At 73.7% G+C, this 22,707-nt stretch carries 12 protein-coding genes; 5 read left to right on the top strand and 7 right to left on the bottom strand.

Features of this window, described 5'->3' with window-relative positions; genetic code table 11:
- Positions 1 to 139: 139 nt before the first annotated feature.
- The gene (locus tag IE286_RS05785; RefSeq protein ID WP_189795524.1) at positions 140 to 2,365 is read right to left on the bottom strand and encodes an ATP-dependent DNA helicase UvrD2; all 2,226 of its coding nucleotides are present in this window, start codon (positions 2,363 to 2,365) and stop codon (positions 140 to 142) included.
- A 399-nt stretch (positions 2,366 to 2,764) separates the two neighbouring features.
- On the opposite strand from IE286_RS05785, the gene IE286_RS05780 reads away from it, so the two are divergent.
- Positions 2,765 to 3,010, top strand: a complete 246-nt coding sequence (locus IE286_RS05780; RefSeq protein ID WP_125497864.1) for a mycoredoxin — start codon at positions 2,765 to 2,767, stop codon at positions 3,008 to 3,010.
- A gap of 232 nt (positions 3,011 to 3,242) precedes the next feature.
- Here the strand turns inward: IE286_RS05780 and nudC are convergent, their stop codons facing one another.
- The 5 genes from nudC to IE286_RS05755 all read right to left on the bottom strand — a co-directional run bounded on the left by nudC (position 3,243) and on the right by IE286_RS05755 (position 13,922).
- Entirely contained in the window at positions 3,243 to 4,187 is a 945-nt protein-coding gene (gene nudC / locus IE286_RS05775) for an NAD(+) diphosphatase (RefSeq protein WP_189795523.1), read from the bottom strand.
- Positions 4,188 to 4,346: 159 nt separating this feature from the next.
- Positions 4,347 to 5,753, bottom strand: a complete 1,407-nt coding sequence (locus tag IE286_RS05770; RefSeq protein WP_189795522.1) for a dipeptidase — start codon at positions 5,751 to 5,753, stop codon at positions 4,347 to 4,349.
- 10 nt (positions 5,754 to 5,763) lie between these two features.
- Complete coding sequence (locus IE286_RS05765) at positions 5,764 to 9,504, bottom strand: UvrD-helicase domain-containing protein (protein WP_189795521.1); 3,741 nt, start codon at positions 9,502 to 9,504, stop codon at positions 5,764 to 5,766.
- A 131-nt stretch (positions 9,505 to 9,635) separates the two neighbouring features.
- A complete protein-coding gene (locus IE286_RS05760) occupies positions 9,636 to 13,121 on the bottom strand; it encodes an ATP-dependent helicase (RefSeq protein WP_189795520.1) in 3,486 nt (1,161 codons plus the stop codon).
- A 402-nt stretch (positions 13,122 to 13,523) separates the two neighbouring features.
- Positions 13,524 to 13,922: an MGMT family protein gene (locus tag IE286_RS05755; protein WP_189795519.1), complete on the bottom strand. Its 399-nt coding sequence runs from the start codon at positions 13,920 to 13,922 to the stop codon at positions 13,524 to 13,526.
- Between the two features lie 185 nt (positions 13,923 to 14,107).
- Here IE286_RS05755 and IE286_RS05750 point away from each other — a divergent pair, with 185 nt between their 5' ends.
- The 4 genes from IE286_RS05750 to IE286_RS05735 all read left to right on the top strand — a co-directional run bounded on the left by IE286_RS05750 (position 14,108) and on the right by IE286_RS05735 (position 21,217).
- Positions 14,108 to 17,032, top strand: a complete 2,925-nt coding sequence (locus IE286_RS05750) for a lysylphosphatidylglycerol synthase domain-containing protein (protein ID WP_189795518.1) — start codon at positions 14,108 to 14,110, stop codon at positions 17,030 to 17,032.
- 80 nt (positions 17,033 to 17,112) lie between these two features.
- A complete protein-coding gene (locus IE286_RS05745) occupies positions 17,113 to 18,693 on the top strand; it encodes an alpha/beta hydrolase (protein WP_189795517.1) in 1,581 nt (526 codons plus the stop codon).
- Between the two features lie 73 nt (positions 18,694 to 18,766).
- Positions 18,767 to 19,180 (top strand): hypothetical protein, encoded by a 414-nt coding sequence (locus tag IE286_RS05740; RefSeq protein ID WP_189795516.1) that lies wholly within the window; start codon positions 18,767 to 18,769, stop codon positions 19,178 to 19,180.
- 243 nt (positions 19,181 to 19,423) lie between these two features.
- On the top strand, positions 19,424 to 21,217 hold the full coding sequence (locus IE286_RS05735) for a tetratricopeptide repeat protein (protein WP_189795515.1): 1,794 nt from the start codon (positions 19,424 to 19,426) through the stop codon (positions 21,215 to 21,217).
- Between the two features lie 142 nt (positions 21,218 to 21,359).
- On the opposite strand, the gene moeZ is transcribed toward IE286_RS05735, so the two are convergent.
- Positions 21,360 to 22,538 carry an adenylyltransferase/sulfurtransferase MoeZ gene (moeZ, locus tag IE286_RS05730; RefSeq protein WP_189795514.1) on the bottom strand — a complete coding sequence of 393 codons (1,179 nt, stop codon included), beginning with the start codon at positions 22,536 to 22,538 and terminating at the stop codon, positions 21,360 to 21,362.
- Positions 22,539 to 22,707: the final 169 nt, after the last annotated feature.

Below are 22,707 nucleotides of genomic sequence, written 5' to 3'. Positions count from 1 at the left end.
GAACCGGGATGAACCGGTTCGCAACGGATACGCAAGTACAACACGGAATCAAGGCCTCAGGAAGGCCGTTGTTTCCGTGACCAAGAACCTATGGGGCTTTCCCGGGCGCGCGCAAACTATTTTTTTCGACGAGTTGGCATCAGTCCTCCGCACCGCTGCCGCCGGGCTCGCGGCCTGCGCAGATGGCGAGGACGTCGGCGCCGTGACGGCGCAGCTTGCGGGCGAGCACTCCGGGGATGCGGGCCAGCTCCCGCTCGTCGCCCGGGACCGCCTCGGCGATCGCCATCAGCGTCCGGTCGGTGAACACGCAGAACTCCGGCTGCCCGCTGCGCCGCGCCTGCTTCTGCCGCCAGGCACGCAGCCGCTCGTACAGGCCCTCGTCCATGTCGGAGGGGCAGTCGTCGCAGCGCAGCAGTTTGATCTCGCCTGCGTCGGTCAGGGTGCGCCCGCACACCCGGCACCGTGCCGGGGTGCGTCGGGTGCGCCGCGGCAGGGCGGCGTACGGATCGTCGTAGGGGGCGGTGCCCGCCGGCCCGGGGGCGAAGCCGCGTTCGATGCCGCCGGCGGCGGTCGCGGTGCCGCGGGCGGCGAGGGCGGGCGAGCCGGGGCGCAGCCCGTCGAGGAAGCGGCTGGGGCGGCGGTTCGGGCGCCCGCCGGGCGAGCGGCTCAGCGACCAGGAGACGTGCAGCCGCTCGCGGGCCCGGGTGATCCCGACGTACAGCAGGCGGCGTTCCTCCTCGATCTGCTGCTCCGTCCGGGCGTAGCTGATCGGCATCATGCCCTCGGCGACACCGACCAGGAAGACCGCGTCCCACTCCAGACCCTTGGCCGCGTGCAGGGAGGCGAGGGTGACGCCCTGGACGGTGGGGGCGTGCTGGCTGTTCACCCTCTCGTCCAGCTCGGTCATCAGCTCGCCGAGGCCGGCGCCCGGATGGGCGGCAGCGAAGTCGCGGGCGAGGTTCACCAGTGCGGCCAGGGCCTCCCAGCGGTCGCGGACGGCGCCCGAGCCGGCGGGGGGCTCGGGGGTCCAGCCCTCGCCGGACAGCACGACCCGGACCTGGGAGGGCAGGTCGGCGGCGTCCTTCAGAAGGGTGTCGTTGCCGCCGAAGCGGGCGGCGGCGCGCAGGGAGACGAGCGCCTTGCGCACCTCGGGACGTTCGAAGAACCGTTCGGCGCCGCGCAGCTGGTAGGGGACGCCCGCGTCGGCGAGGGCCTGTTCGTAGGTCTCGGACTGGGCGTTGGTGCGGAACAGGACGGCGATCTCGCTCGCCGGGACGCCGGAGGCGATGAGGTCGCGGATGCGGCGGGCCGCGTCCTCGGCCTCGGCGACCTCGTCGGGGTGTTCGGTGAACACCGGCTCCGGTCCGGCCGGACGCTGGGAGACCAGTTCCAGCCGGTGGTCGGCGGCCCGGCCGCGGGCCTGGGCGAGCAGGGCGTTGGCGAGGTGGACGACCTGCGGGGTGGAGCGGTAGTCGCGGACCAGCCGGACGACCGTGGCGCCGGGGTGGCGGAGGCGGAAGTCGAGGAGATGGTCGGGGGTCGCGCCGGTGAACGAGTAGATGGTCTGGCTGGCGTCGCCGACGACGCACAGGTTGTCCCGATCGCCGAGCCACAGCTCCAGCAGGCGCTGCTGCAGCGGGCTGACGTCCTGGTACTCGTCCACCACGAAGTGCTGGTACTGGGCGCGGACCTGTTCGGCGATGTCGCGGCGGTCCTGCAGGATGCCCACGGTGAGCAGCAGGACGTCCTCGAAGTCGATGACCTCGTGCTCCCGCTTGAGGTCCTCGTAGACGGAGTACAGCCGGGCGATCTCGGCGGGGTCGCGGGGGGCCTCGCGGCCGGCCCTCTCGGCCGCGAGCGCGTAGTCGGCCGGGACGGTCTGGGTGACCTTGGCCCACTCGATCTCCGCGGTGACGTCCCGCAGCTCGGTCCGGTCCAGGCGCAGGCCGCAGGCGGCGGCCGCGTCCGCGACCACGGGGACCTTGCGGTCGATCAGCCGGGGCATGGCACCGCCGACCGCCTTCGGCCAGAAGTACTGCAGCTGGCGCAAGGCGGCCGAGTGGAAGGTGCGGGCCTGCACACCGTGCGCGCCGAGCCGGCGCAGCCGACCGCGCATCTCCCCGGCGGCGCGGTTGGTGAAGGTGACGGCCAGCACGCTGGTCGGCTGGAGAATCCCGGCGCGCACCCCGTAGGCGATCCGGTGGGTGATGGCACGGGTCTTGCCCGTGCCGGCGCCGGCCAGCACGCACACCGGTCCGTGCAGCGCGGTCGCCACCTCGCGCTGCTCGGGGTCCAGCCCGTCGAGCACCGCGTCGGCAGAGTCCGGTACCTGCGGGAAGAGGGTGGAATGCGTTGCTGCTGTCACAGGGCCATGCTGCCAGGTCGCCCGAGGAGGCCGAGCCGGTTGTCCACAGGGAAGCCCCTGCGGTCGTACTGATACGACTGAAACGGCTGGTGCCACCGGCCGATACGGCTGGTGCGACCGGCCGACACGGCTGGTGCGACCGGCACGCTCGGTGATGCGGCCGGTGCACTCCTGGCGCGACGGCCTCCGGGTACGGCGGACGTCCCGGCTCGCTCCCCGTGCTGCGGCGGGTCACCGCGGCGGGCCCTGCGTGCGACGGGCATCACATCGCCGTGTCCGCCGCGCCGGGCGCCTGCGCCCGGGGCGGCCGGATACTCCCCGTGGGAATGCGGTGCCGCCGACGGACGTTGGCTCTCTGCGACCATGACGTCCCCGACCCGCCGAAGGAGCGCGAGAGACATGCCGGGCACCGTGACGATGTACAGCACGACGTGGTGCGGCTACTGCCGCCGGCTCAAGAGCCAGCTGGACCGTGAGGGCATCGCGTACACCGAGATCAACATCGAGCAGGACCCGGAGTCCGCGGCCTTCGTCGAGAAGGCGAACGGCGGGAACCAGACCGTGCCGACCGTGCTGTTCGAGGACGGCACCACGCTGACGAACCCGTCGCTGGCCCAGGTCAAGGCGAAGATCGGCGTCGCCTGACGCGGTTTCCCCGCACGGGGACGACAGGACCTCCCTCCCCGCACGGGGTCAACAGGACCTGCCCGCACACACGGGGACACACAGGACCTTCCCGCACTGCACCGGGACACACAGGGCGCACCCCGGCGATCGCCGGGGTGCGCCCTCGCTGTGTCCGCCTCTCCGCGGTGCCCGTGCCGTGATCACCGCCCGGTACAGCGGGGTTCACCGCTCGCGCCGCGCGGGCATCCGCTCACACCGCGCTGCGCGTCGGCAGTGGCTTGCCGTACCACAGCTCGATGAGCCGGGCCGCGATGGAGATGCCGTACGGCGGCAGGACCTCGCCGGACTCGAAGGCGGCGCGCAGCTCGTCCCGCGAGAACCAGCGGGCGTCCTGGATCTCGTCGCCGTCGACCCGGATGTCGGTGGTGGTGGCGCGGGCCATGAAGCCCAGCATCAGGCTGGAGGGGAACGGCCAGGGCTGGCTGGCGACGTACTCGACCTCGCCGACGGCGATGCCGACCTCCTCGTGGACCTCGCGGCGCACCGACTGCTCGATGGACTCGCCCGGCTCGACGAAGCCGGCGAGGGTGGAGAAGCGGCCCTCGGGCCAGTGCACCTGGCGGCCCAGCAGGAGGCGGTCCTCCTGGTCGGTGACCGCCATGATCACCGCCGGGTCGGTCCGCGGGTAGTGCTCGGCGCCGCAGGCCGGGCAGCGGCGGATGTGCCCGGCGGCGGCGATGACGGTGCGCTCGCCGCAGCGGGAGCAGAAGCGGTGCAGCCGCTGCCAGTTCTCCAGGGCGACCGCGTGCACCATCAGGCCGGCGTCGCGGTCGGAGAGCAGCAGTCCGGCCTCGCGCAGGCCCGCCGGGCGCGCGGACTGGTCCATGCGGCCGGGCAGGGAGTCCTTCTGCAGCGCGAAGTAGCTGACGCCGTCGGCGTCGGTGCCGAGGAAGTAGCGGTGCGACTCGGTGAGCGGTGCCTCGAAGGACGGGGTCATCACCAGCTCGGTGCGGCCGTCGGGCGTCTCGTCGATGAGCACCTGGCCGCCGGAGACCACGAAGCAGCGGGTCGAGGGGTGGCTCCAGGCGGCGGCGAGCCAGGCCTCGTCGAGGCGGTGGTGGGCGGCACGGTCGATGCCGCTGGGCGCGGTGAGTGAGATGGGGCGGTCGGCGGTGTGGTCGGTCCAGGTGGTCACGTGTGCTTCCAACTTCCGCGGTGCGGGCGGTGGTGGGTCGGGCGGCGGTTCGACGGGACGTGGGGCGGGCGGCGACCGGGTCCGGCGGGGCCGTGAGGCGGTGCGGGGCGGCCCCTCCAGTGTGCCCGGGACGCGGACGCGGCCCGGCCGGGGGCCTGGTCAGGGAGCGGTGTCGCGCCAGTGACCGGCGAGGTCGCCCCACAGGTACGCGCTGGTCTCGACGCCCTTGAACAGCAGGTCCAGCTCGACCTTCTCGTTCGGCGCGTGCCAGCCGTCGGAGGGGACGGAGATGCCGAGGAAGAGCACGGGCGCGCCGAGGACCTCCTGCAGATCGGCGGCCGGCCCGGAGCCGCCCTCGCGGGTGCAGCGGACCGGGCTGCCGAAGGCCCGGCTCATGGACCGGGCCAGGGACTGAAGCGCCGGGTGGTCCAGCGGGGTCAGGCAGGGGCGGGTGGCCGAGCCGAAGACGATCTCGTGCCGGATGCCGGCGGGCACCTGGTCGGCGGCCCAGGCACGGACGGCCTTCTCGATGTGGTCCGGGTCCTGTCCGGCGACCAGCCGGAAGGAGAGCTTCACCATCGCCGTGGACGGAATGATCGTCTTGCTGCCGGGACCCTGCCAGCCGCCGCCGATGCCGTTGACCTCGGCGGTGGGGCGGGCCCAGATGCGTTCCAGGGTGGTGTAGCCCACCTCGCCGTGCAGGGCGTGGGACCGGGCGGTGCGCAGCCACTGCCGCTCGTCGAAGGGCAGCTCGGCGAAGAGCTCCCGCTCCCGGTCGGTGAGCTCCACGACGCCGTCGTAGAAGCCGGGGACCGCCACGCGCCCCTGCTCGTCGTGCAGGGCCGCCACCAGCCGGGCGGCAGCGGTCGCCGGGTTGGGCACGGCACCGCCGAAGGAGCCGGAGTGGATGTCCTGGTCGGGGCCGTACAGCCGGATCTCGCACTCGGCCAGGCCGCGCATGCCGGTGCACACCGTCGGGGTGTCCTCGGACCACATGCCGGTGTCGGAGACGATCACCGCGTCGGCGGCGAGCCGGTCGGCGTGGTCCTCGACCAGCTGCCGGAAGTGCGGGGAGCCGGACTCCTCCTCGCCCTCGATCAGCAGCTTGAGGTTGACCGCCGGGCTGGTGCGGCCGGTGGCGGCGAGGTGGGCGCGCACACCGAGGGTGTGGAAGAACACCTGGCCCTTGTCGTCGGCGGCCCCGCGGGCGTGGAGCCGGCCGTCGCGCACGACCGGCTCGAAGGGCTCGGTGTCCCAGCCGTCCTCGCGGGCCGCGGGCTGCACGTCGTGGTGGCCGTAGACCAGGACCGTGGGGGCGCCGGGATCGTCGCAGGGCCACTCGGCGTAGACGGCCGGGGCGCCCGGGGTCTCCCAGACCTCGGCGGTGGGGAAACCGGTCTCCTTCAGTCTGGCGGCGAGCCAGTCGGCGCTGCGGCGTACGTCGGGCGCGTGGTCGGGCTGCGCCGACACGGAGGGGATGCGCAGCCACTCGGCGAGGTCGTCGAGGAAGGCGGCACGGTGGTGCTCGATGTACGTACGGACGGCCTTGTCCGGGGTCTGGCTCATGCATACGAGCCTATCGGCCCGCAAGGGCATCCCCTTCGGGCGGTTCGTCACACCGCGGTTCGTCCGCCGGCTCCCCGAGGATCAGGCGCTCCAGTGCGGCCCGGCCGGGAAGGTCGCGCGGCCGCACCACCTCACCGGTGCGCACGTACACGAACGCGGCGCCGACCCGGTCCAGCGGGACGCCCTGCTGCTCCGCCCAAGCCAGCCGGTAGACGGCGAGCTGGAGCGGGTCGGCGGTGGGCGAGCGGTTCGTCTTCCAGTCGACGATCTCGTAGCGCGCCTCGTCACCGTCGCCCTCCTTGTAGACGGCGTCGATGCGGCCGCGCACGACGCGGCCCGCGATCTCCGTCTGGAAGGGCGCCTCCACCCGGTGGGGCGTGCGGTGCGCGTACTCGGTGCGCTCGAAGGCCTCCTTCAGGGCCTCCAGGTCACGTTCGTCGGCGATCTCCGCATCCGTGCCGGGCAGTTCCTCGGGCTCCAGCAGGGGCAGCGGCAGCTCCTCGAAGCGGCTCTCCACCCAGGCGTGGAAACGGGTGCCCCGGCGCGCGGCGGGTTGCGGGGGGCGCGGCATGGGGCGCGCGAGTTCCCGCGCGAACCCGTCGGGGTCGCGAGCGAGGTGCAGCACCTGGGACGCGGTCAGGCTGCTGGGCAGCGGGACGTCGGTCACGGCCTGCCGGGCGCGGCGCAGCTCCCCGGTGAGCGCCTCCAGATCACGGTCCCAGGAGGCGACCAGCCGGGCCTCCTCGGGCGTGAGGGGATACTGCTCCGGCCCGCCGCCGGTTCCGGGTGCGAGGGGCTGCCCGTCCCGTGGTGACGCCTGGCGGGGCACGGTGGGCCGGGCGGGGCGCCGGGTCCCGCGGCCGGGCGGGGCGCCGGGAACGCCGAGGGCGGCCGGGTCGCCGGGGGCGTCCAGGTCGGCGGGCACGCCGAGGTCGGGGGGCACGCCGGGGTCGTCGAGGTCCACGCGTTCGTCTAGGTCGGCGGGCACTCCGGGGTCGTCGAGATTCTCGGGCAGACCAGGACCGTCGAGATCCTCGGGCAGGCCCACACCACCCGAGTCTTCAGGAAACCCGTCGTACGGCGGCTCGTCGTACGGCGACTCGTCGTACGGCGGCTCGTCGTCCTCCGGCGGCTCCTCGTCCTCCGGCGGCGGGGGCCAGTCGGGATCGTCGTAGGCGGAGGCGGCCGGCTGGCGGGCAGGGGCGCCGGAGGCGGCAGGTCCCCGGGCCGGGTCGGTACCGTCGTCCGTGCGGCCGGCGAGCTCGTCCAGGTGGGCGAGCACGGTCGCGGCGGCCGCGCGGCGGCGGGCCAGCGCGGTCTCGTCCAGGGGCAGGGGCCAGACGTGCTCGGCGGTGGCCCGGCCGAGGGCCGGGTTCTCCTCGCTCTCGGCCGGCGGGTCCGCCCACACCTCGATCTCCCCGCCTCCGGCGGCGCAGTGCTCGTACAGGGCGAGCAGGAAGCCGGACGGCCCGCGGGGCTTCTTCTGGCTGGGTCCCCACCAGTGGCCGGAGCCGAGCAGCAGGGAGCGGGGGCGGGTGAAGGTGACGTAGCCCAGGCGCAGCTCCTCGGTGAGCTGGTGCTCCTTCATCGCCTCGTGGAAGGCCTTCAGGCCGCGCGCGTCCCAGCCGGCGACGTCGGGGAGGGTGTCGGCGTCGCCGCGCAGCGCGTGCGGGAGGACCCTGCTCTGCGCGGTCCACTTCTCGCGGCCCTGGCTGCTGGGGAAGGTGCCGGTGACCAGGCCGGGGACGGCGACGACGTCCCACTCCAGGCCCTTGGCGCGGTGGGCGGTCAGCACCTTCACGGTGTTCTCCCCGCCGGGCAGGGCGTTGTCCAGGCCCTTGTCGTACTGGGCGGCGGTGCGCAGGAAGCCGAGGAAGGCCAGCAGAGTGGCCTCGTTGTCGTCGGCGGCGAAGGAGGCGGCGACGTCCAGGAAGTTCGACAGGGTGTCACGGCGGCGGGCGGCCAGGGCGTGCGGGGAGGCCGCCAGCTCCACCTCCAGGCCGGTGACGGCCAGGATGCGGTGCAGGACGTCCATGAGCGGGTCGGACAGGGAGCGCCGCAGGTCGCGCAGTTCCGCGGCGAGGCGGGCGAACCGTACCCGGGCCTGCGGGGAGAACGGCAGCCCGTCGTCGTCGCCGTCCAGGGGCGTCTCCAGGAAGGTGTCGAGTGCGTCCGCGAGCGAGATCACCTCGGCGGGGTCGACGCCCTGGACGGCTTCGGCGAGCCGGCGGTCGGGGTCGCCGTCGTCGTCCGCGCGTGACCGCGCGACGAGCAGCCGGGCCCGCCGGCCGAGAAGAGCCAGGTCGCGGGGGCCGATGCGCCACCGCGGGCCGGTGAGCAGCCGCACCAGGGCGGCGTTGGCCCCGGGGTCCTGCAGAACCTCGCAGACGGCGACGAGGTCGGCGACCTCGGGAAGGTGCAGCAGCCCGGACAGGCCCACCACCTCCACCGGCACGTCCCGGGCGACCAGGGCGCCCTGGATCTCGGCGAAGTCGCCCGCCGTGCGGCACAGCACCGCGATCTCGCCGGGCGCGGTGCCGGTGCGCACCAGGTGGGCGATGGAGTCGGCGATCCAGTCGATCTCCTCGGCGTGGGTGGGCAGCAGGGCGCAGCGCACCAGTCCGTCGCGTTCGGCGCCGGGCGCGGGGCGCAGCGCCTCCACGCCCTCGTGCATCGCGCGCAGCGGTGCGGCGAGCCCGTTGGCGAGGTGGAGGAGGCGGCCGCCGCTGCGGCGGTTCTCGCTGAGCGCCTGCCGGGTGGCGGGGCGGCCGTCGGCGTGCGGGAAGTGCTCGGGGAAGTCGTCCAGGTTGGCCACGGAGGCGCCGCGCCAGCCGTAGATCGCCTGGCAGGGGTCGCCGACGGCGGTCACGGGGTGGCCGGTGCCGCCGCCGAAGAGGCCGGCCAGCAGCACGCGCTGGGCGACAGAGGTGTCCTGGTACTCGTCGAGGAGGACCACCCGGAACTCCTCCCGCAGGATGCGGCCGACCTCCGGGAGCCGGGCGACGCGGGCCGCGAGGGCGATCTGGTCGCCGAAGTCGAGCAGGTCCCGTTCGCGTTTGGCGGCGCGGTAGCGCCGCACCAGGTCGGCCAGCTCGCGGCGGGCGGCGGCCGTCTCGGGGACCTTGCGCAGGTCGGCGTTGGAGAGCTTGACGCCCTCCAGGGTGCGCAGCAGGCCGGCGTCCCAGTCGCGCAGCTCCTCGGGGCTCACCAGGTGTTCGGACAGCTCGGCGTCCAGGGCCAGCAGATCGCCGACCAGGTCGGGGAAGGAGCGGGTGAGCGCCGGGTAGGGGCCGGGTGCCTCGCGCAGGACGCGTGCGGCGAGCTGGTAGCGGGTGGCGTCGGCCAGCAGCCGGGTGGTGGGTTCCAGGCCGATGCGCAGCCCGTGGTCGGTGAGCAGGCGGCCGGCGAAGGCGTGGTAGGTGGAGACGACCGGCTCGCCGGGCGGGTCGTCCGGGCCGGCGGCGTCGGGGTCGGTGACGCCCGCCTTGACCAGCGCGGTGCGGACGCGTTCGGCCAGCTCGCCGGCGGCCTTGTTGGTGAAGGTCAGGCCGAGGACCTGTTCGGGGGCGACCTGCCCGGTGCCGACCAGCCACACCACGCGGGCCGCCATCACCGTGGTCTTGCCGGACCCGGCGCCGGCCACGATCACCTGCGGGGCGGGCGGCGCGGTGATGCAGGCCGTCTGCTCCGGGGTGAACGGAATCCCGAGCAGCTCCTTGAGCTGTTCGGGATCGGTGATACGGGCGGGCACGGTGAAGAGGCTAACGGCGGGCACCGACAGCCGGGTCCCGCGCGCCCCTCAGCAGGCACGGACGTGCACGTCACCGGGGGTGGTGGGGTGCGTCACGCGCCTGCGTGCCCCCTCCGCGGCCGAAACGGCGCTCACTCCACGACGTGGCGGCCCTCCGGCCGGGCGCTGCACGAGGCGCGGAACGCGCAGTGGGCGCAGTGCTGCCCGGTCGCCGGGGTGAACCGCTCGTCGAGCACCTTGCCGGCGGCGGTGGCCAGCAGCTCGCCGACCCACTCCCCGTCCTCGCCGAGCGACTGCTGCGCCTGCACCTTGGGCAGGGTCTCGCCGCCGTCGCGCCGGGCCGCGCCGAGGCGCAGGTGGACCAGTTCGGCGCCGCCCGGCTCGGGCCGCCGGCCGTCGAAGAGGCCGTCGACGGCGCCCTCGCGGACGGCGAGCTGGTAGACGGCGAGCTGCGGATGGCGGGCCACCTCGGCCGAGGTGGGCGCATGCTTGCCGGTCTTGAAGTCGACGACGTAGGCGCGGCCCTCGCCGTCGGCCTCCACCCGGTCCATGGAGCCGCGCACCCGCACCTCGTAGTCGCCCGCCTTCAGGGTCACGTCGAACGCGTGCTCGCTGCCGACGGGGGTGCGGCCGCCGCGTTCCAGGACGTGCCAGCGCAGGAAGCGTTCCAGGGCCGCGCGGGCCTGCTCCTTCTCCTGCGCCGACTTCCACGGCGCGTCGAAGGCGAGCGCGTTCCACACCGTCTCCAGGCGTTCCATGAGGACGGCCAGGTCGGCGGGGGTGCGGCCGGAGGCGACCTCGTCGGCGAGGACGTGCACCACGTTGCCGAAGCCCTGGGCGGCGCTCGCCGGGGTGTCGGCCCTCACCTCACGGCCGAGGAACCACTGCAGGGCGCAGGTGTCGGCGAGCTGCTCCAGGGCGCTCGCGGACAGGGCGACGGGCCGGTCGCGGTCGCGCAACGGCACCGCGTTCGCGGTCTGCTCGGCCAGCCCCCACCAGCGGTCGGGGTGGGCCGCGGGGACCAGCGGGCGGCCCTCGTCGTCGGTGAGGGCGGCGAGCCGGGCCAGGCGGCGGGCGGCGGCCCGGCGCAGCGCCTGTGAGGCGTCCGGGTCGACGGTGGTGGCGCGCAGCTCGGCGACGAGCGCGGCCACGGACAGCGGGCGGCGGGGGCGTCCGGTGACGTCCTTGGGGGTGACGCCCAGCTCGGTCAGGAAGCGGGAGGGCTGGTCGCCGTCGTCCGCGGCGGCCTTCACGGCGGTGACGACGAGCCGCTCGCGGGCACGGGTGGCGGCCACGTAGAACAGCCGGCGTTCCTCCGCCAGCAGCGCGCCGGGGCTGAGCGGTTCGGCGAGCCCGTCGCGGCCGATGCGGTCGGCCTCCAGCAGGGAGCCGCGGCGGCGCAGGTCCGGCCACAGCCCCTCCTGCACGCCCGCGACGACGACCAGCCGCCACTGCAGGCCCTTGGCGCGGTGCGCCGTCATCAGCCGCACCGCGTCGGGGCGCACGGCGCGCCGGGTGAGCGTGTCGGCGGCGATGTCCTGCGCCTCGATCTCCTCCAGGAAGTTCAGCGCGCCCCGGCCGCCGGTGCGCTCCTCGGCGCGCGCGGCGGTGGCGAACAGCGCGCACACGGCGTCCAGGTCCCGGTCGGCGTTGCGCCCGGCGGCGCCGCCGCGCCGGGCCGCGCGCTCCAGGCGGGCGGGCCACGGCGTGCCCTGCCACAGCTCCCACAGCGCCTCCTCGGCGGTGCCGCCGGCGGCCAGGAGCTCCCGGGCCGTGCGCAGCAGCGCGCCGAGCCGCTGGGCGCCGCGCGCATACGTCGGGTCGTGCGCGACGAGGCGTTCCGGCTCGGCCAGGGCCCGGGCGAGCAGTTGGTCCGAGGGCGGCGGCAGGGGGTTGCCCGCGGCCCGCTCCTCCTCGCGCAGGGCACGGCCCAGGCGGCGCAGGTCCGCGGTGTCCATGCCGGCGAGGGGCGAGGTGAGCAGTGTGAGCGCGGTGTCGGTGTCCAGCCAGCAGTCGTCCGGGCCGGGAGCGGGCTTTGCAGCGGCGGCCGCCCTGTCACCGCCGGGCACCGTGCCACCGGCGGTCGCGTCCGCACCGGGCACCGTGCCACCGGCCGCCCCGTCGCCGCCGGACACGGTGCCGCTCGCCGCCCCGTCGCCGCCGGCTTGTGCGCCCTGGGCCACCCCGCCGTCCGCGGCCGCGGCGCGTGCCCGGTGCCGCACCTCCGCCGTGGCCACCGCACGCAGCGCGGTCAGCAGCGGCGCCACCGCCGGTTCGTGGCGCAGGGGCACGTCGTCGCCGTCGACGTCCACCGGCACCCCGGCCGTGGTCAGCGCCCGGCGCAGGGTGGGCAGGCTGCGTGCTCCGGCGCGCACCAGGACGGCCATCTCGCTCCACGGCACACCGTCCTCCAGGTGGGCGCGGCGCAGCAGGTCGGCGACGTTGTCCACCTCAGCGCCCGCCGTCGGATACGTGTACACCTCGACGCGGCCGCCGTCCCGGGCCGGGATCAGGTCCCGGTGGGCGCGGACCTGCGCGGCGGGGAGCCGGGTCAGCGGCATGCGCCGGGCCAGCTCCCGGGTCGCGGCGAGCAGGGCGGCGCCGGAGCGCCGGGAGGTGCGCAGGACCGCGACGGGCGCCGGGCTGCCGTCCGCGCACCGGAAGGTCTGCGGGAACTGCAGGATGCCGTTGATGTCCGCGCCCCGGAAGGCGTAGATCGACTGGTCGGGGTCGCCGAAGGCCACCAGGGTGCGGCCGTCCCCGGCCAGTGCCCGCAGCAGCCGCACCTGCGCCGGGTCGGTGTCCTGGTACTCGTCGACGTAGACCGCGTCGTACTGCTCGACGAGCCGGCGCGCGACCTCGGGGCGCCGGGCGAGCAGCACGGCGCGGTGGACCAGCTCGGCGTAGTCGATCACGCCCTGCAGGTCGAGGACGTCCAGGTACTCCGCGAGGAAGGCGGCCGCGGCGTGCCAGTCGGGGCGGCCGATGCGGCGGGCGAAGGCCGCGAGCTCCCCGGGGCCGAGTCCCAGCTCGCGGCTGCGGGCGAGCACCGCGCGGACCTCGTCGGCGAAGCCGCGGGTGGTCAGGCAGGCGCGCAGCTCGTCCGGCCAGCGCACATGGGCCAGGCCGAGCCGTTCCAGGTCGACCTGGCCGGCCAGCAGCTCGCGCACGGTCACGTCCTGTTCGGGGCCGGACAGCAGCCGCAGCGGCTCCGCGAACAGTCCGCTGTCCTGGTGGGCGCGGACCAGGGCGTAGCAGAAGGAGTGGAAGGTGGTGGCGCGGGGGGCGCGGGCGGCTCCGGTGCGCTGGGCCATGCGGTCGCGCAGCTCGACGGCCGCCTTGCGGCTGAAGGTGAGCACCAGGATCCGCTCAGGGTCCTGCCCCCGGGCGATCCGTGCGGCCACGGACTCGACGAGCGTGGTGGTCTTGCCGGTGCCGGGGCCGGCCAGGACGAGCAGCGGTCCGCTCGCATGGTCAACCACGGCGCGCTGGGCGGCGTCCAGACGAGGGGGCTCGGGCCTGCTCGGCGGGGTGCGGACCAGCCGGTAGGCGCCACGGTCCCGCTGCCGCGCCGACGGGGGCGGCAGCTGCCTGATGGTGGGAGAGGAACTGCTCACGTGGGTCGCCGGTCCTGGTGGGTGTGCGGGGATGTGCCGACTGCGGGCGCCGCGGCCGGCGGGCCGGGCCGCCGGCCGGCCGGGGCGGTGGGCGCGGGGCGAGACAGGCGGGTGCGGGTGACGGTACGCCGGTGTCCGGTGCGGAAGCGGGGCCTGCCCTCCGTCCTGGCTGTCACCGTGGTGACGTTCGTCTCCCGCGGCACAGCGGTCACCTTCTTTCCGGTCCGTCACGGCGGCCGCACGGCCTGGGCGGCCGGGACGGGTGCCGCTCACGGCGGCCTCTCGTGTCCCGCGCCGCACGCAGATCGCTCGGCCTACGAACCTACGGCATGGCGCGGGCGTGCCGTCCCGCACCCGTGCCGGGCAGGGGCTCCCCTCAACCCGGGCGGATGGCGAAGAATGTCAGGTATGACCCCGCGCACGCCCGCCACCGCGGCCGTCCCAGCGGGCGCGCCGCATGTCGAGGCGCGGCAGATGGCCTTCGGCTCTGTCGCCCGCCTCTCTCAGAGGTGTGCCCTCGTCACGGTAGTGGGCGAGCGCGCGCAGTTCGTGGCCGGGCAGCAGAACCCCGTCCGCGCGGACGACCCGCCACCAGGGCACCGCCCCGCCGTAGAGGGCCATGACACGGCCGACCTGCCGGGGTCCCTGCTCACCCAGCCATTCGGCTATGTCCCCGTAGGTCAGGACGCGGCCCGGCGGGATGTGCTCGGCCACCTCCAGGACCCGCTCGGCGAACTCGGGCAGCGCCGTGCCGGGCCCGGCTCGGCTGCCGTCGTCGTCCGGAAGGCTCACTTCGCTCATCCGTCCCATCCTGCCCGATGCCACCGACAGCGGGGGCGGGCCGCGCGACCGTGCGCCCCTCGCCACGGTGCGGCGCGTCGGGCAGACTGTCGGATCCCGCAAATGCACCCGATGTCCCCGTGTGTCGCTGCGGCATGCCACCATCGTGCGGGCGGTGACCGGTGATACGAGACCGAGAAGAGGCCATGAAGCAGCAGGGCGCGCACCTCGACGGCGCGGAGGGCAGCTCCGGCGCATCGGCACGCCCGGACACCGGCCGGCCGCACGACGCACGCGAGGCGGCGGAGCGGAAGACGCCGCAGGAGCCGACGGCACGGCAGAAGGCGGTCGCCCTGGAGAAGAAGACGACCGCCGGGCCGGCGAGGACGGCGGAGAAGGACGCGCCGGCGAGGACGGCGGAGAAGAACACGGCCGCCGTACGGACCGGCCCGGCGGATCAGGGGCCGGACGAGGCCGCCGACGTGGCGCACGTCGACGGGCTGGAGGGCGACGAGCCGCTGCTGCCCGCCCGGGTGCACCGCCCCTCGGACCTGATGCGGCTGGTGGTGGGCGTGCTCGCCATCGCGCTGCTGCTGGCGGTCGCCGCGTTCGCCCACGGCACCACCTCCGGCCTGGAACAGGACATCACCAAGGGCACCGGGCAGGCGCCAGATCTGCTGATCAAGTTCGCCGGGCTGGCGTCCAGCATCGCGATCCTGCTGGTGCCGGTCGCCTTCGCGATCGAACGGCTGATCAAACGGGACGGGCTGCGGATCGCCGACGGTGTGCTGGCGGCGGTGCTCGCCCACGGGGTGACCCTCACCACCGACCTCTGGGTGGCCAGAGCCGCACCGGACTCGATCCAGGAGGCGCTCACCCAGCCCTCCCCCGCCGACGTCCACGCCCTGACCGATCCCGTGCACGGCTACCTCGCCCCGGTCATCGCGTACATGACCGCGGTCGGGATGTCCCGCCGACCCCGCTGGCGCTCGGTGCTGTGGGTCGTGCTGCTCCTCGACGCCTTCTCGATGCTGGTCACCGGCTACACCACGGCGTTCTCGATCGTGCTGACGGTGCTCATCGGCTGGTCCGTCGCCTACGGCACGCTGTACGCGGTCGGCTCGCCGAACGTGCGGCCCACCGGACGGACACTGATCGCCGGACTGCGCACGGTCGGTTTCCACCCGGTGAGCGCGGCCCGGGTGGGCGCGGCGGACACCGCGGACAACGGCGACCGCGGCCGGCGCTACTTCGTCACCCTGGAGGACGGGCCGCCGCTGGACGTCACCGTCGTCGACCGCGAGCAGCAGGCCCAGGGCTTCTTCTACCGGCTGTGGCGCAACCTCACCCTGCGCGGCTTCGCCACCCGCTCCAGCCTGCAGTCGCTGCGGCAGGCCCTGGAGCAGGAGGCGCTGCTCGCCTACGCCGCGATCGCGGCCGGGGCCAACGCGCCCAAACTGATCGCGACCTCCGAGCTGGGGCCGGACGCGGTGATGCTCGTCTACGAGCACATCGGCGGACGCACCCTGGACTCGCTGGCGGACGAGGAGATCACCGACGAGCTGCTGCACCACGCCTGGGAGCAGGTGCGGGCGCTGCAGTCCCGGCGGATCGCGCACCGCAGGCTGACGGGTGACGCGATCCTGGTGGATCGTTCCGGCATGGTGATCCTCACAGATCTGCGCGGCGGTGAGATCGCCGCCGGTGATCTGCTGCTGCGCATGGACGTCGCCCAGCTGCTGACCACGCTGGGCCTGCGGGTGGGCGCCGAGCGCGCCGTGGCCTCCGCGGTCGCCGTCCTCGGCCCCGACGCGGTGGCCGACTGCCTGCCCATGCTGCAGCCCATCGCGCTGTCCCGCTCCACCCGCGCGACGCTGCGCCGGCTGGCCCGGGAGCGGGCGCAGCGGGAACGCGAGGCGGTGCTGGAGGCGTCGCGGCAGGCGAAGCTGGCCCGGCTGGAACAGGCGGCACGCGACGCCGGCCCGGACTCTCCCCCCGGCTCCGCGCACCCGGAGGCCCCCACGAAACCCGACAAGGCGGGCAAGCTGGCCAAGAAGGCCGAGCGGGCCGAGGCGCGGGCGGAGAAACGGGCCATCGACGAGGCCCTGGAGGAGGCCCGCGAGGAGGACCTGCTCTCCCAGATCCGCCGCCAGGTGCTGCGGATCAGGCCACAGGCGCCGGTCGAGCCCGCCCGGCTGGAGCGGGTGCGGCCGCGCACGCTGATCAGTTTCCTCGCGGGCGCCATCGGCGCGTACTACCTGCTGTCCCAGCTGACACACATCGAGTTCGGCACGCTCTTCGCCCACGCCGAGTGGGGCTGGCTGGCGGCGGCGGTGGCGTTCTCGGCGCTGAGCTATGTGGCGGCGGCGATGGGCCTGCTCGGGTTCGTGCCCGAGCGGGTGCCGTTCCCGCGAACCGTGGCCGCGCAGGTCGCCGGGTCGTTCGTGAAGATCGTGGCACCGGCGGCGGTCGGCGGCGTGGCCCTGAACACGCGCTTCCTGCAGCGGGCCGGCGTGCGGCCGGGCCTGGCGGTGGCGAGCGTGGGCGCCTCCCAGCTGGTCGGGCTGGGCTGCCACATCCTGATGCTGCTGTCCTTCGGCTATCTGACCGGCACGGAGAAGACACCGTCGCTCACCCCGTCCCGGACCGTGATCGCGGGTCTGCTGACCGTCGCGGTCCTGGTGCTGGTGGTCACCTCGGTGCCGTTCCTGCGCAAGTTCGTCGTCACCCGCGTCCGGTCGCTGTTCGCGGGCGTGGTGCCGCGCATGCTGGACGTGCTGCAGCGGCCGCAGAAGCTGGTCACCGGCATCGGCGGCACCCTGCTGCTGACCGGCTGCTTCGTGATGTGCCTGGACGCCTCCATCCGGGCGTTCGGCGACGAGACGACCTCGCTGAGCATCGCCAGCGTCGCCGTGGTCTTCCTCGCCGGCAACGCCCTCGGCTCCGCCGCGCCGACGCCGGGCGGTGTGGGCGCCGTCGAGGCGACCCTGACGGTCGGCCTGATCGCCGTGGGCCTGCCGAAGGAGGTCGCCGCCCCCGCGGTGCTGATGTTCCGCCTGCTCACCCTGTGGCTGCCGGTGCTCCCGGGCTGGCTGGCCTTCAACCACCTCACCCGCAAGGGTGCGCTGTAGCCGTCCGGGGTGCCGTGCAGCCGTCCCCCGGACGGCTCGTGCCCCGCGCGGCCGACCGCGTGCCGGGCGACGATGGGGGCATGCAGAACCCGCACGGGCTGCGCGCAGCCGCTGTGACGACGACCGCCGTGCTGCTGTCCGCCCTGCTGGCGGGGTGCGGCGGCGACGACCGAGACGCCGGAACCCCGGTCACCGCGGTCCGCGGTGGCACCGGAGCGAACCTGGCGGCCCAGAAACTGGACTGGAAGGACTGCCCCGCACCGTCCGAGGCGGAGGGCGGCGGCACCGCGCCGAGCCCGCTGCCGGGCGGCGCCCGGTGGCAGTGCGCCACCCTGCAGGCCCCGCTCGACTGGGACAAGCCCCACGGCGAGACCATCGGCATCGCCCTGATCCGGGCGAAGGCCACCGGCCCCGGCGAACGCGTCGGCTCCCTCATCTTCAACTTCGGTGGCCCCGGCGGCTCCGGCATCACCTCGCTGCCCGCCTTCGCGTCCGACTACGAACCCCTGCGCGCCCGTTTCGACCTGGTCAGCTTCGACCCGCGCGGGGTCGGCCGCAGCGCGCCCGTGAAATGCCTGAGCGACGCGGAACTCGACCGGTACTTCCAGCAGGACGCCACCCCCGACGACGCCGCCGAGACCTCCACGTACCTGAAGAACACCGAGACGTTCAACAAGGCGTGCGAGAAGAACTCCGCGCGCATCCTGCCGCACGTCCGCACCACCGACGTGGCCCGCGACATGGACCTGATGCGCCAGGTTCTCGGCGACGACAAGCTGTACTACTTCGGCATCTCCTACGGCACCGAGCTGGGCGGCGTCTACGCCCACCTGTTCCCGCGGAACGTGGGCCGGGCCGTCTTCGACGGCGTCGTCGACCCCACCAAGGACCCCAAGCAGAGCGCGCTCGGCCAGGCCAAGGGCTTCCAGCAGGCGCTGGACAACTTCGCGAACGACTGTGCCGCCCACCCCGACGAGTGCCCCATCGGCACCTCCGCCCAGGACGTCAAGGACCGGATCGCCCGCTTCCTGAAGGACCTCGACAGCAAGCCGATCCCGGGAGTCCCATCGCGGAAACTGACCCAGACGGCCGCGACCAACGGCATCGCCCAGTCCCTCTACTCCGAGGATTTCTGGCCATACCTCACCGAGGGCCTGGAGCAGGCCTACGACGGCGACGGCAGGATCCTCATGCTTCTCTCCGACGCGATGAACGGACGCGACGAGGACGGCCGCTACAGCAACGTCATCCCGGCCAACGGGGCCGTCAACTGCTCCGACGACAAACCCCGCTACACCGTCGCCGACGTCGAGCGCAGCCTGCCCGAGTTCCGGGCCGCCTCCCCGGTGTTCGGCGACTTCCTGGCCTGGGGCATGCTCAGCTGCACCGCCTGGCCCGTCCCGGGCGCCGCCGACCGTCCCGACGTCAGCGCCCCGGGTTCGGCTCCCATCCTGGTCGTGGGCAACACCGGCGACCCGGCCACCCCCTACGAGGGCGCCAAGAACATGGCGCGCGCCCTCGGCAAGGGCGTCGGCGTCGAACTCACCTACCGCGGCCAGGGCCACGGCGCCTACGACAGCGGCAACCGGTGCGTGCAGAGCACGGTGAACACGTATCTGCTGGACGGGAAGGTGCCCAAGGACGGGACGGTGTGCACCTGAGAGTGGCACGGTGTCTCGGTCGGCGACGTTCCTTTCCTCGTGACCGAGCCGCGAGGGACCAGCGCGTGCCATCATGCTGACCCCAGGCGAGTGGTGCGATGTGGTCGGGGGCGGCATGGCGGCGGTGCGGTGGGTGGTGGCGGTCGTGGCCTCGGTGGCGGCGTTCTTCGCCGTCGCGGTGCCGTGGGCGGTGGTGTCCGCGGGCGGGGACGATCCGTGGGATGTGATCGGTCCGGTCGCGGGCGTGGTCGCCGCCGGTGTGCTGGCCGCGCTGGGCTGGTGGGCCTCTCAGGCCGCGGCGCCCGGCGGGGGTGGGGCAGCGGTGCGCCGGGTGCGGCAATCGGCACGGGCAGAGGGCGATGTCCGGCAGACCGCCGGCAGTCACGGCACGTCCACGCGGCCGGGGCGCCGCCCGCTGCGGGAGAGCATCCGGCAGAGGGCACGCGGTGGGGGCGACGTCGACCAGGTCGCGGGTGACCGCTTCTGACTGAGTACGGCACAGGGGGATCCGGTGGGGTCGAAGCGGACGCGGCAGCGTGCCAACGCGGGCAGGGACGTCACGCAGATCACGACCGACGTGCATGTCCAGGTGCCGCCTGCGCGGAAGCCGGACGTGTCCTGGCCGGTCTGGGTGGGCAACGTCCCCAGGCTGGCGGCGGCGTTCCAGCCGCGCGCGGCAGCCCGGGCGGCCCTTGATCAGGCTCGTGATGAACACAGTGTCGGCGGATCGGTGCTGTCGCAGGTCTTGGTCGGGGACGGCGGAGTCGGCAAGAGCCAGCTCGCCGCCGCGCTGGCACGGGAGCTGCGCGACCAAGCCCGTGGGCAGGACCGTGGCCTGGACCTGCTCGTGTGGGTCAACGCCGCGGAACCCGACCGGATCATCACCGCCTACGCCGAAGCCGCCGATCAGTTGCGCCTGCCCGGTGGCGACCGTGGAGACGACACCGCCTCCGCGCGAGCGTTCCTGAACTGGCTGGCAGCGACCGACCGGCGCTGGCTGGTGGTGCTCGACGACATCGCCGACCCGGAAGCCGTCGATGCGTGGTGGCCGGACGGCAACCCCCGCACCGGCCGTGTCCTGGCCACCACTCGACGCAGACACGCCTTGCTGAGCGGCCAGGGCCGCCGCCTGATCCCCCTGGACCTCTACACTCCTGAGGAGGCGACGTCCTATCTGCGCCGCCGTCTCTCGGATGCCGGGTACCCCCAGCTGTTCGAGGACGGTGCGGCAGACGAGCTGTGCCATGCACTGGGTCTGTTGCCGCTCGCTCTCGGCCACGCCGCCGCCTACATGATCAACAAGCGGTGCGACGTCGGCACGTACCTGGCCCGCTTCCAGCGCCCGGACAGCAGGCTTGCCGACCTCCTCCCGCCGGAAGCGGACACCGAGGGCTACGGCCGGCCCGTCACCCGAGCGCTTCTGCTCTCCCTGGACGCCGTCCAGACCGCGGACACCACCCAACTGACCCGGCCACTGCTCCAGCTCATCGCCCTGATGGACCCGCTCGGCCATCCCGTCGGTCTGTGGACCACCACACCGGTGCGAGACCACCTCCGCGCCACGCTCCCCTCGCGCCGCCGCTGGCCGCGCAGACGACAGCCGGCCGTCACCGACCAGGACATCCACTCCGCGCTGGACTGCCTGCACACCTATGCCCTGATCGCGCAGGACAGCCCCCAGGCGCCGATCCGCATGCACGCCCTGACCGCGCGGGCCCTGCGCGAGACGATCGCACCCGAGGCACTGCCTTCGCTCGCCCGCACCGCAGGCGACGCCATCCTCAGTCTGTGGCCCGGCCTGGACCACCACGACCGCGACCTGTCCGCAGCCCTTCGCGCGAACACCATGATGCTGGACCAGCACACCTACCCATCGCTGTGGAGGCCCACCACGCACGGGTGCCTGTACCGGGTCAGCGGCAGCCTGTCAGCGGTGGGCCTGTACGAACAGGCCGTCGCGTACAACCAAGGTCTGGTCCGGCGCAGCACTGACAACCACGGCCCGGACCACCCCGGCACCCTCACCGCACGCAACAACCTGGCCGTCTCCTACGCCGATGCCGGACGCCACCACGAAGCACTCGAACTGCGCGAGCACGTGCTGGCCGACCGCGAACGCATCCTCGGCCCCCACCACCCCGACACCCTCGACGCTCGACACAACCTGGCCAACTCCTACGCCGATACCGGACGCCACCACGAAGCACTCGAACTGCGCGAGCACGTGCTCGCCGACCGCGAACGCATCCTCGGCCCCCACCACCCCGACACCATCGACGCTCGACACAACCTGGCCATCTCCTACGCCGATGCCGGACGCCACCACGAAGCACTCGAACTGCGCGAGCACGTGCTGGCCGACCGCGAACGCATCCTCGGCCCCCACCACCCCGACACCATCGTCCTGCGCGAGTACGTCGCCCGCGCCCGCAGCGCCCTCGCAGCCGCACAGCGACCGAGTGCGGCAGACACGGCGGTCAACCTTCCGTCAGAGCCCCCTCAAGAAGACCGTGAGGCGCCGTGATGGCCGGTTCCGTCCGATCCACCGCACACCACGCACGCCCCACCCCACAACGCCAGAAGCCCACGGCACCGACAACCTCGGCACCGTGGGCTTCCTCAGCCTCACCGGACAGCGGGCCTCGCTGTGAAGCGAACCCCCTCGGTCAGTACACCGGCTTGTCCGGCTCGATCTGGTTGACCCAGCCGATGACCCCGCCGCCGACGTGAACGGCGTCGGAGAAGCCGGCGGACTTCAGGACGGCGAGGACTTCCGCACTGCGGACACCCGTCTTGCAGTGCAAGACGATCTTCTTGTCCTGCGGCAGGGTCTCCAGGGCGTTGCCCATGAGGAACTCGTTCTTCGGGATCAGCCGGGCACCCGGGATGGAGACGATCTCGTACTCGTTCGGCTCACGGACGTCGATGATCTCGATGTTCTCGCCGTCGTCGATCCACTGCTTCAGCTGCTTCGGCGTGATCGTGGAGTCGGCGGCCGCCGCCTGGGCCTCGTCGGAGACGACGCCGCAGAAGGCCTCGTAGTCGATGAGCTCGGTGACGGTCGGGTTCTTGCCGCAGACCGCGCAGTCCGGGTCCTTGCGGACCTTGACCTGGCGGTACTGCATCTCCAGGGCGTCGTAGATCATCAGGCGGCCGACCAGCGGCTCGCCGGTGCCGGTGAGCAGCTTGATGGCCTCGGTGACCTGGATGGAGCCGATGGAGGAGCACAGCACGCCGAGCACGCCGCCCTCGGCGCAGGAGGGAACCATGCCGGGGGGCGGGGGCTCCGGGTAGAGGCAGCGGTAGCAGGGGCCGTGCTCGGACCAGAAGACGGAGGCCTGGCCGTCGAAGCGGTAGATCGAGCCCCAGATGTACGGCTTGTTGAGCAGCACGCACGCGTCATTGACCAGGTAACGGGTCGCGAAGTTGTCCGTGCCGTCGATGATCAGGTCGTACTGGCTGAAGATGCCCATCACGTTGTCGGCCTCGAGCCGCTCTTCGTGAAGGACGACGTTCACGTAGGGGTTGATGCCCTTGATGGTGTCGCGCGCGGACTCGGCCTTGGAGCGCCCGATGTCCGACTGGCTGTGGATGATCTGGCGCTGCAGGTTCGACTCGTCGACCTCGTCGAACTCCACGATGCCGAGCGTACCGACGCCGGCCGCGGCCAGGTACATCAGGGCGGGCGAGCCCAGGCCGCCGGCGCCCACACAGAGCACCTTGGCGTTCTTCAGCCGCTTCTGCCCGGCCATCCCGACATCCGGGATGATCAGGTGGCGGGAGTACCTGCGAACCTCGTCTACGGTGAGCTCATCAGCCGGCTCGACCAGGGGTGGCAGCGACACGGGGACTCCGTTGGTCGGTCAATCACTACGGTTGCTCTCCCCGTAACACTGCCACGCGCCTTTTCATTCCGAGACAGCCGTTTCGCTCCCCGAGACGGATGTGTCCCGAAGGGCGGTCGTGGCCGCCCGGCGGGTGGGTGCCCTCGGCGTGGGTCACCGGGGCACGCCC

Origin of the sequence: Streptomyces thermodiastaticus, assembly GCF_014656135.1 — a bacterium.
In the GTDB taxonomy this organism is placed as follows: Bacteria; Actinomycetota; Actinomycetes; order Streptomycetales; family Streptomycetaceae; genus Streptomyces; species Streptomyces thermodiastaticus.
This window is presented reverse-complemented; position numbering and strand designations above follow the sequence as displayed.

Excerpts from the sequence above, each read along its gene's own strand:
- IE286_RS05740 (WP_189795516.1), top strand. The coding sequence starts at position 18,767 with ATGCTGACCCCAGGCGAGTGGTGCGATGTGGTCGGGGGCGGCATGGCG.
- IE286_RS05745 (WP_189795517.1), top strand. The coding sequence starts at position 17,113 with ATGCAGAACCCGCACGGGCTGCGCGCAGCCGCTGTGACGACGACCGCC.
- IE286_RS05770 (WP_189795522.1), bottom strand. The coding sequence starts at position 5,753 with ATGAGCCAGACCCCGGACAAGGCCGTCCGTACGTACATCGAGCACCAC.
- IE286_RS05750 (WP_189795518.1), top strand. The coding sequence starts at position 14,108 with ATGAAGCAGCAGGGCGCGCACCTCGACGGCGCGGAGGGCAGCTCCGGC.
- IE286_RS05755 (WP_189795519.1), bottom strand. The coding sequence starts at position 13,922 with ATGAGCGAAGTGAGCCTTCCGGACGACGACGGCAGCCGAGCCGGGCCC.
- IE286_RS05780 (WP_125497864.1), top strand. The coding sequence starts at position 2,765 with ATGCCGGGCACCGTGACGATGTACAGCACGACGTGGTGCGGCTACTGC.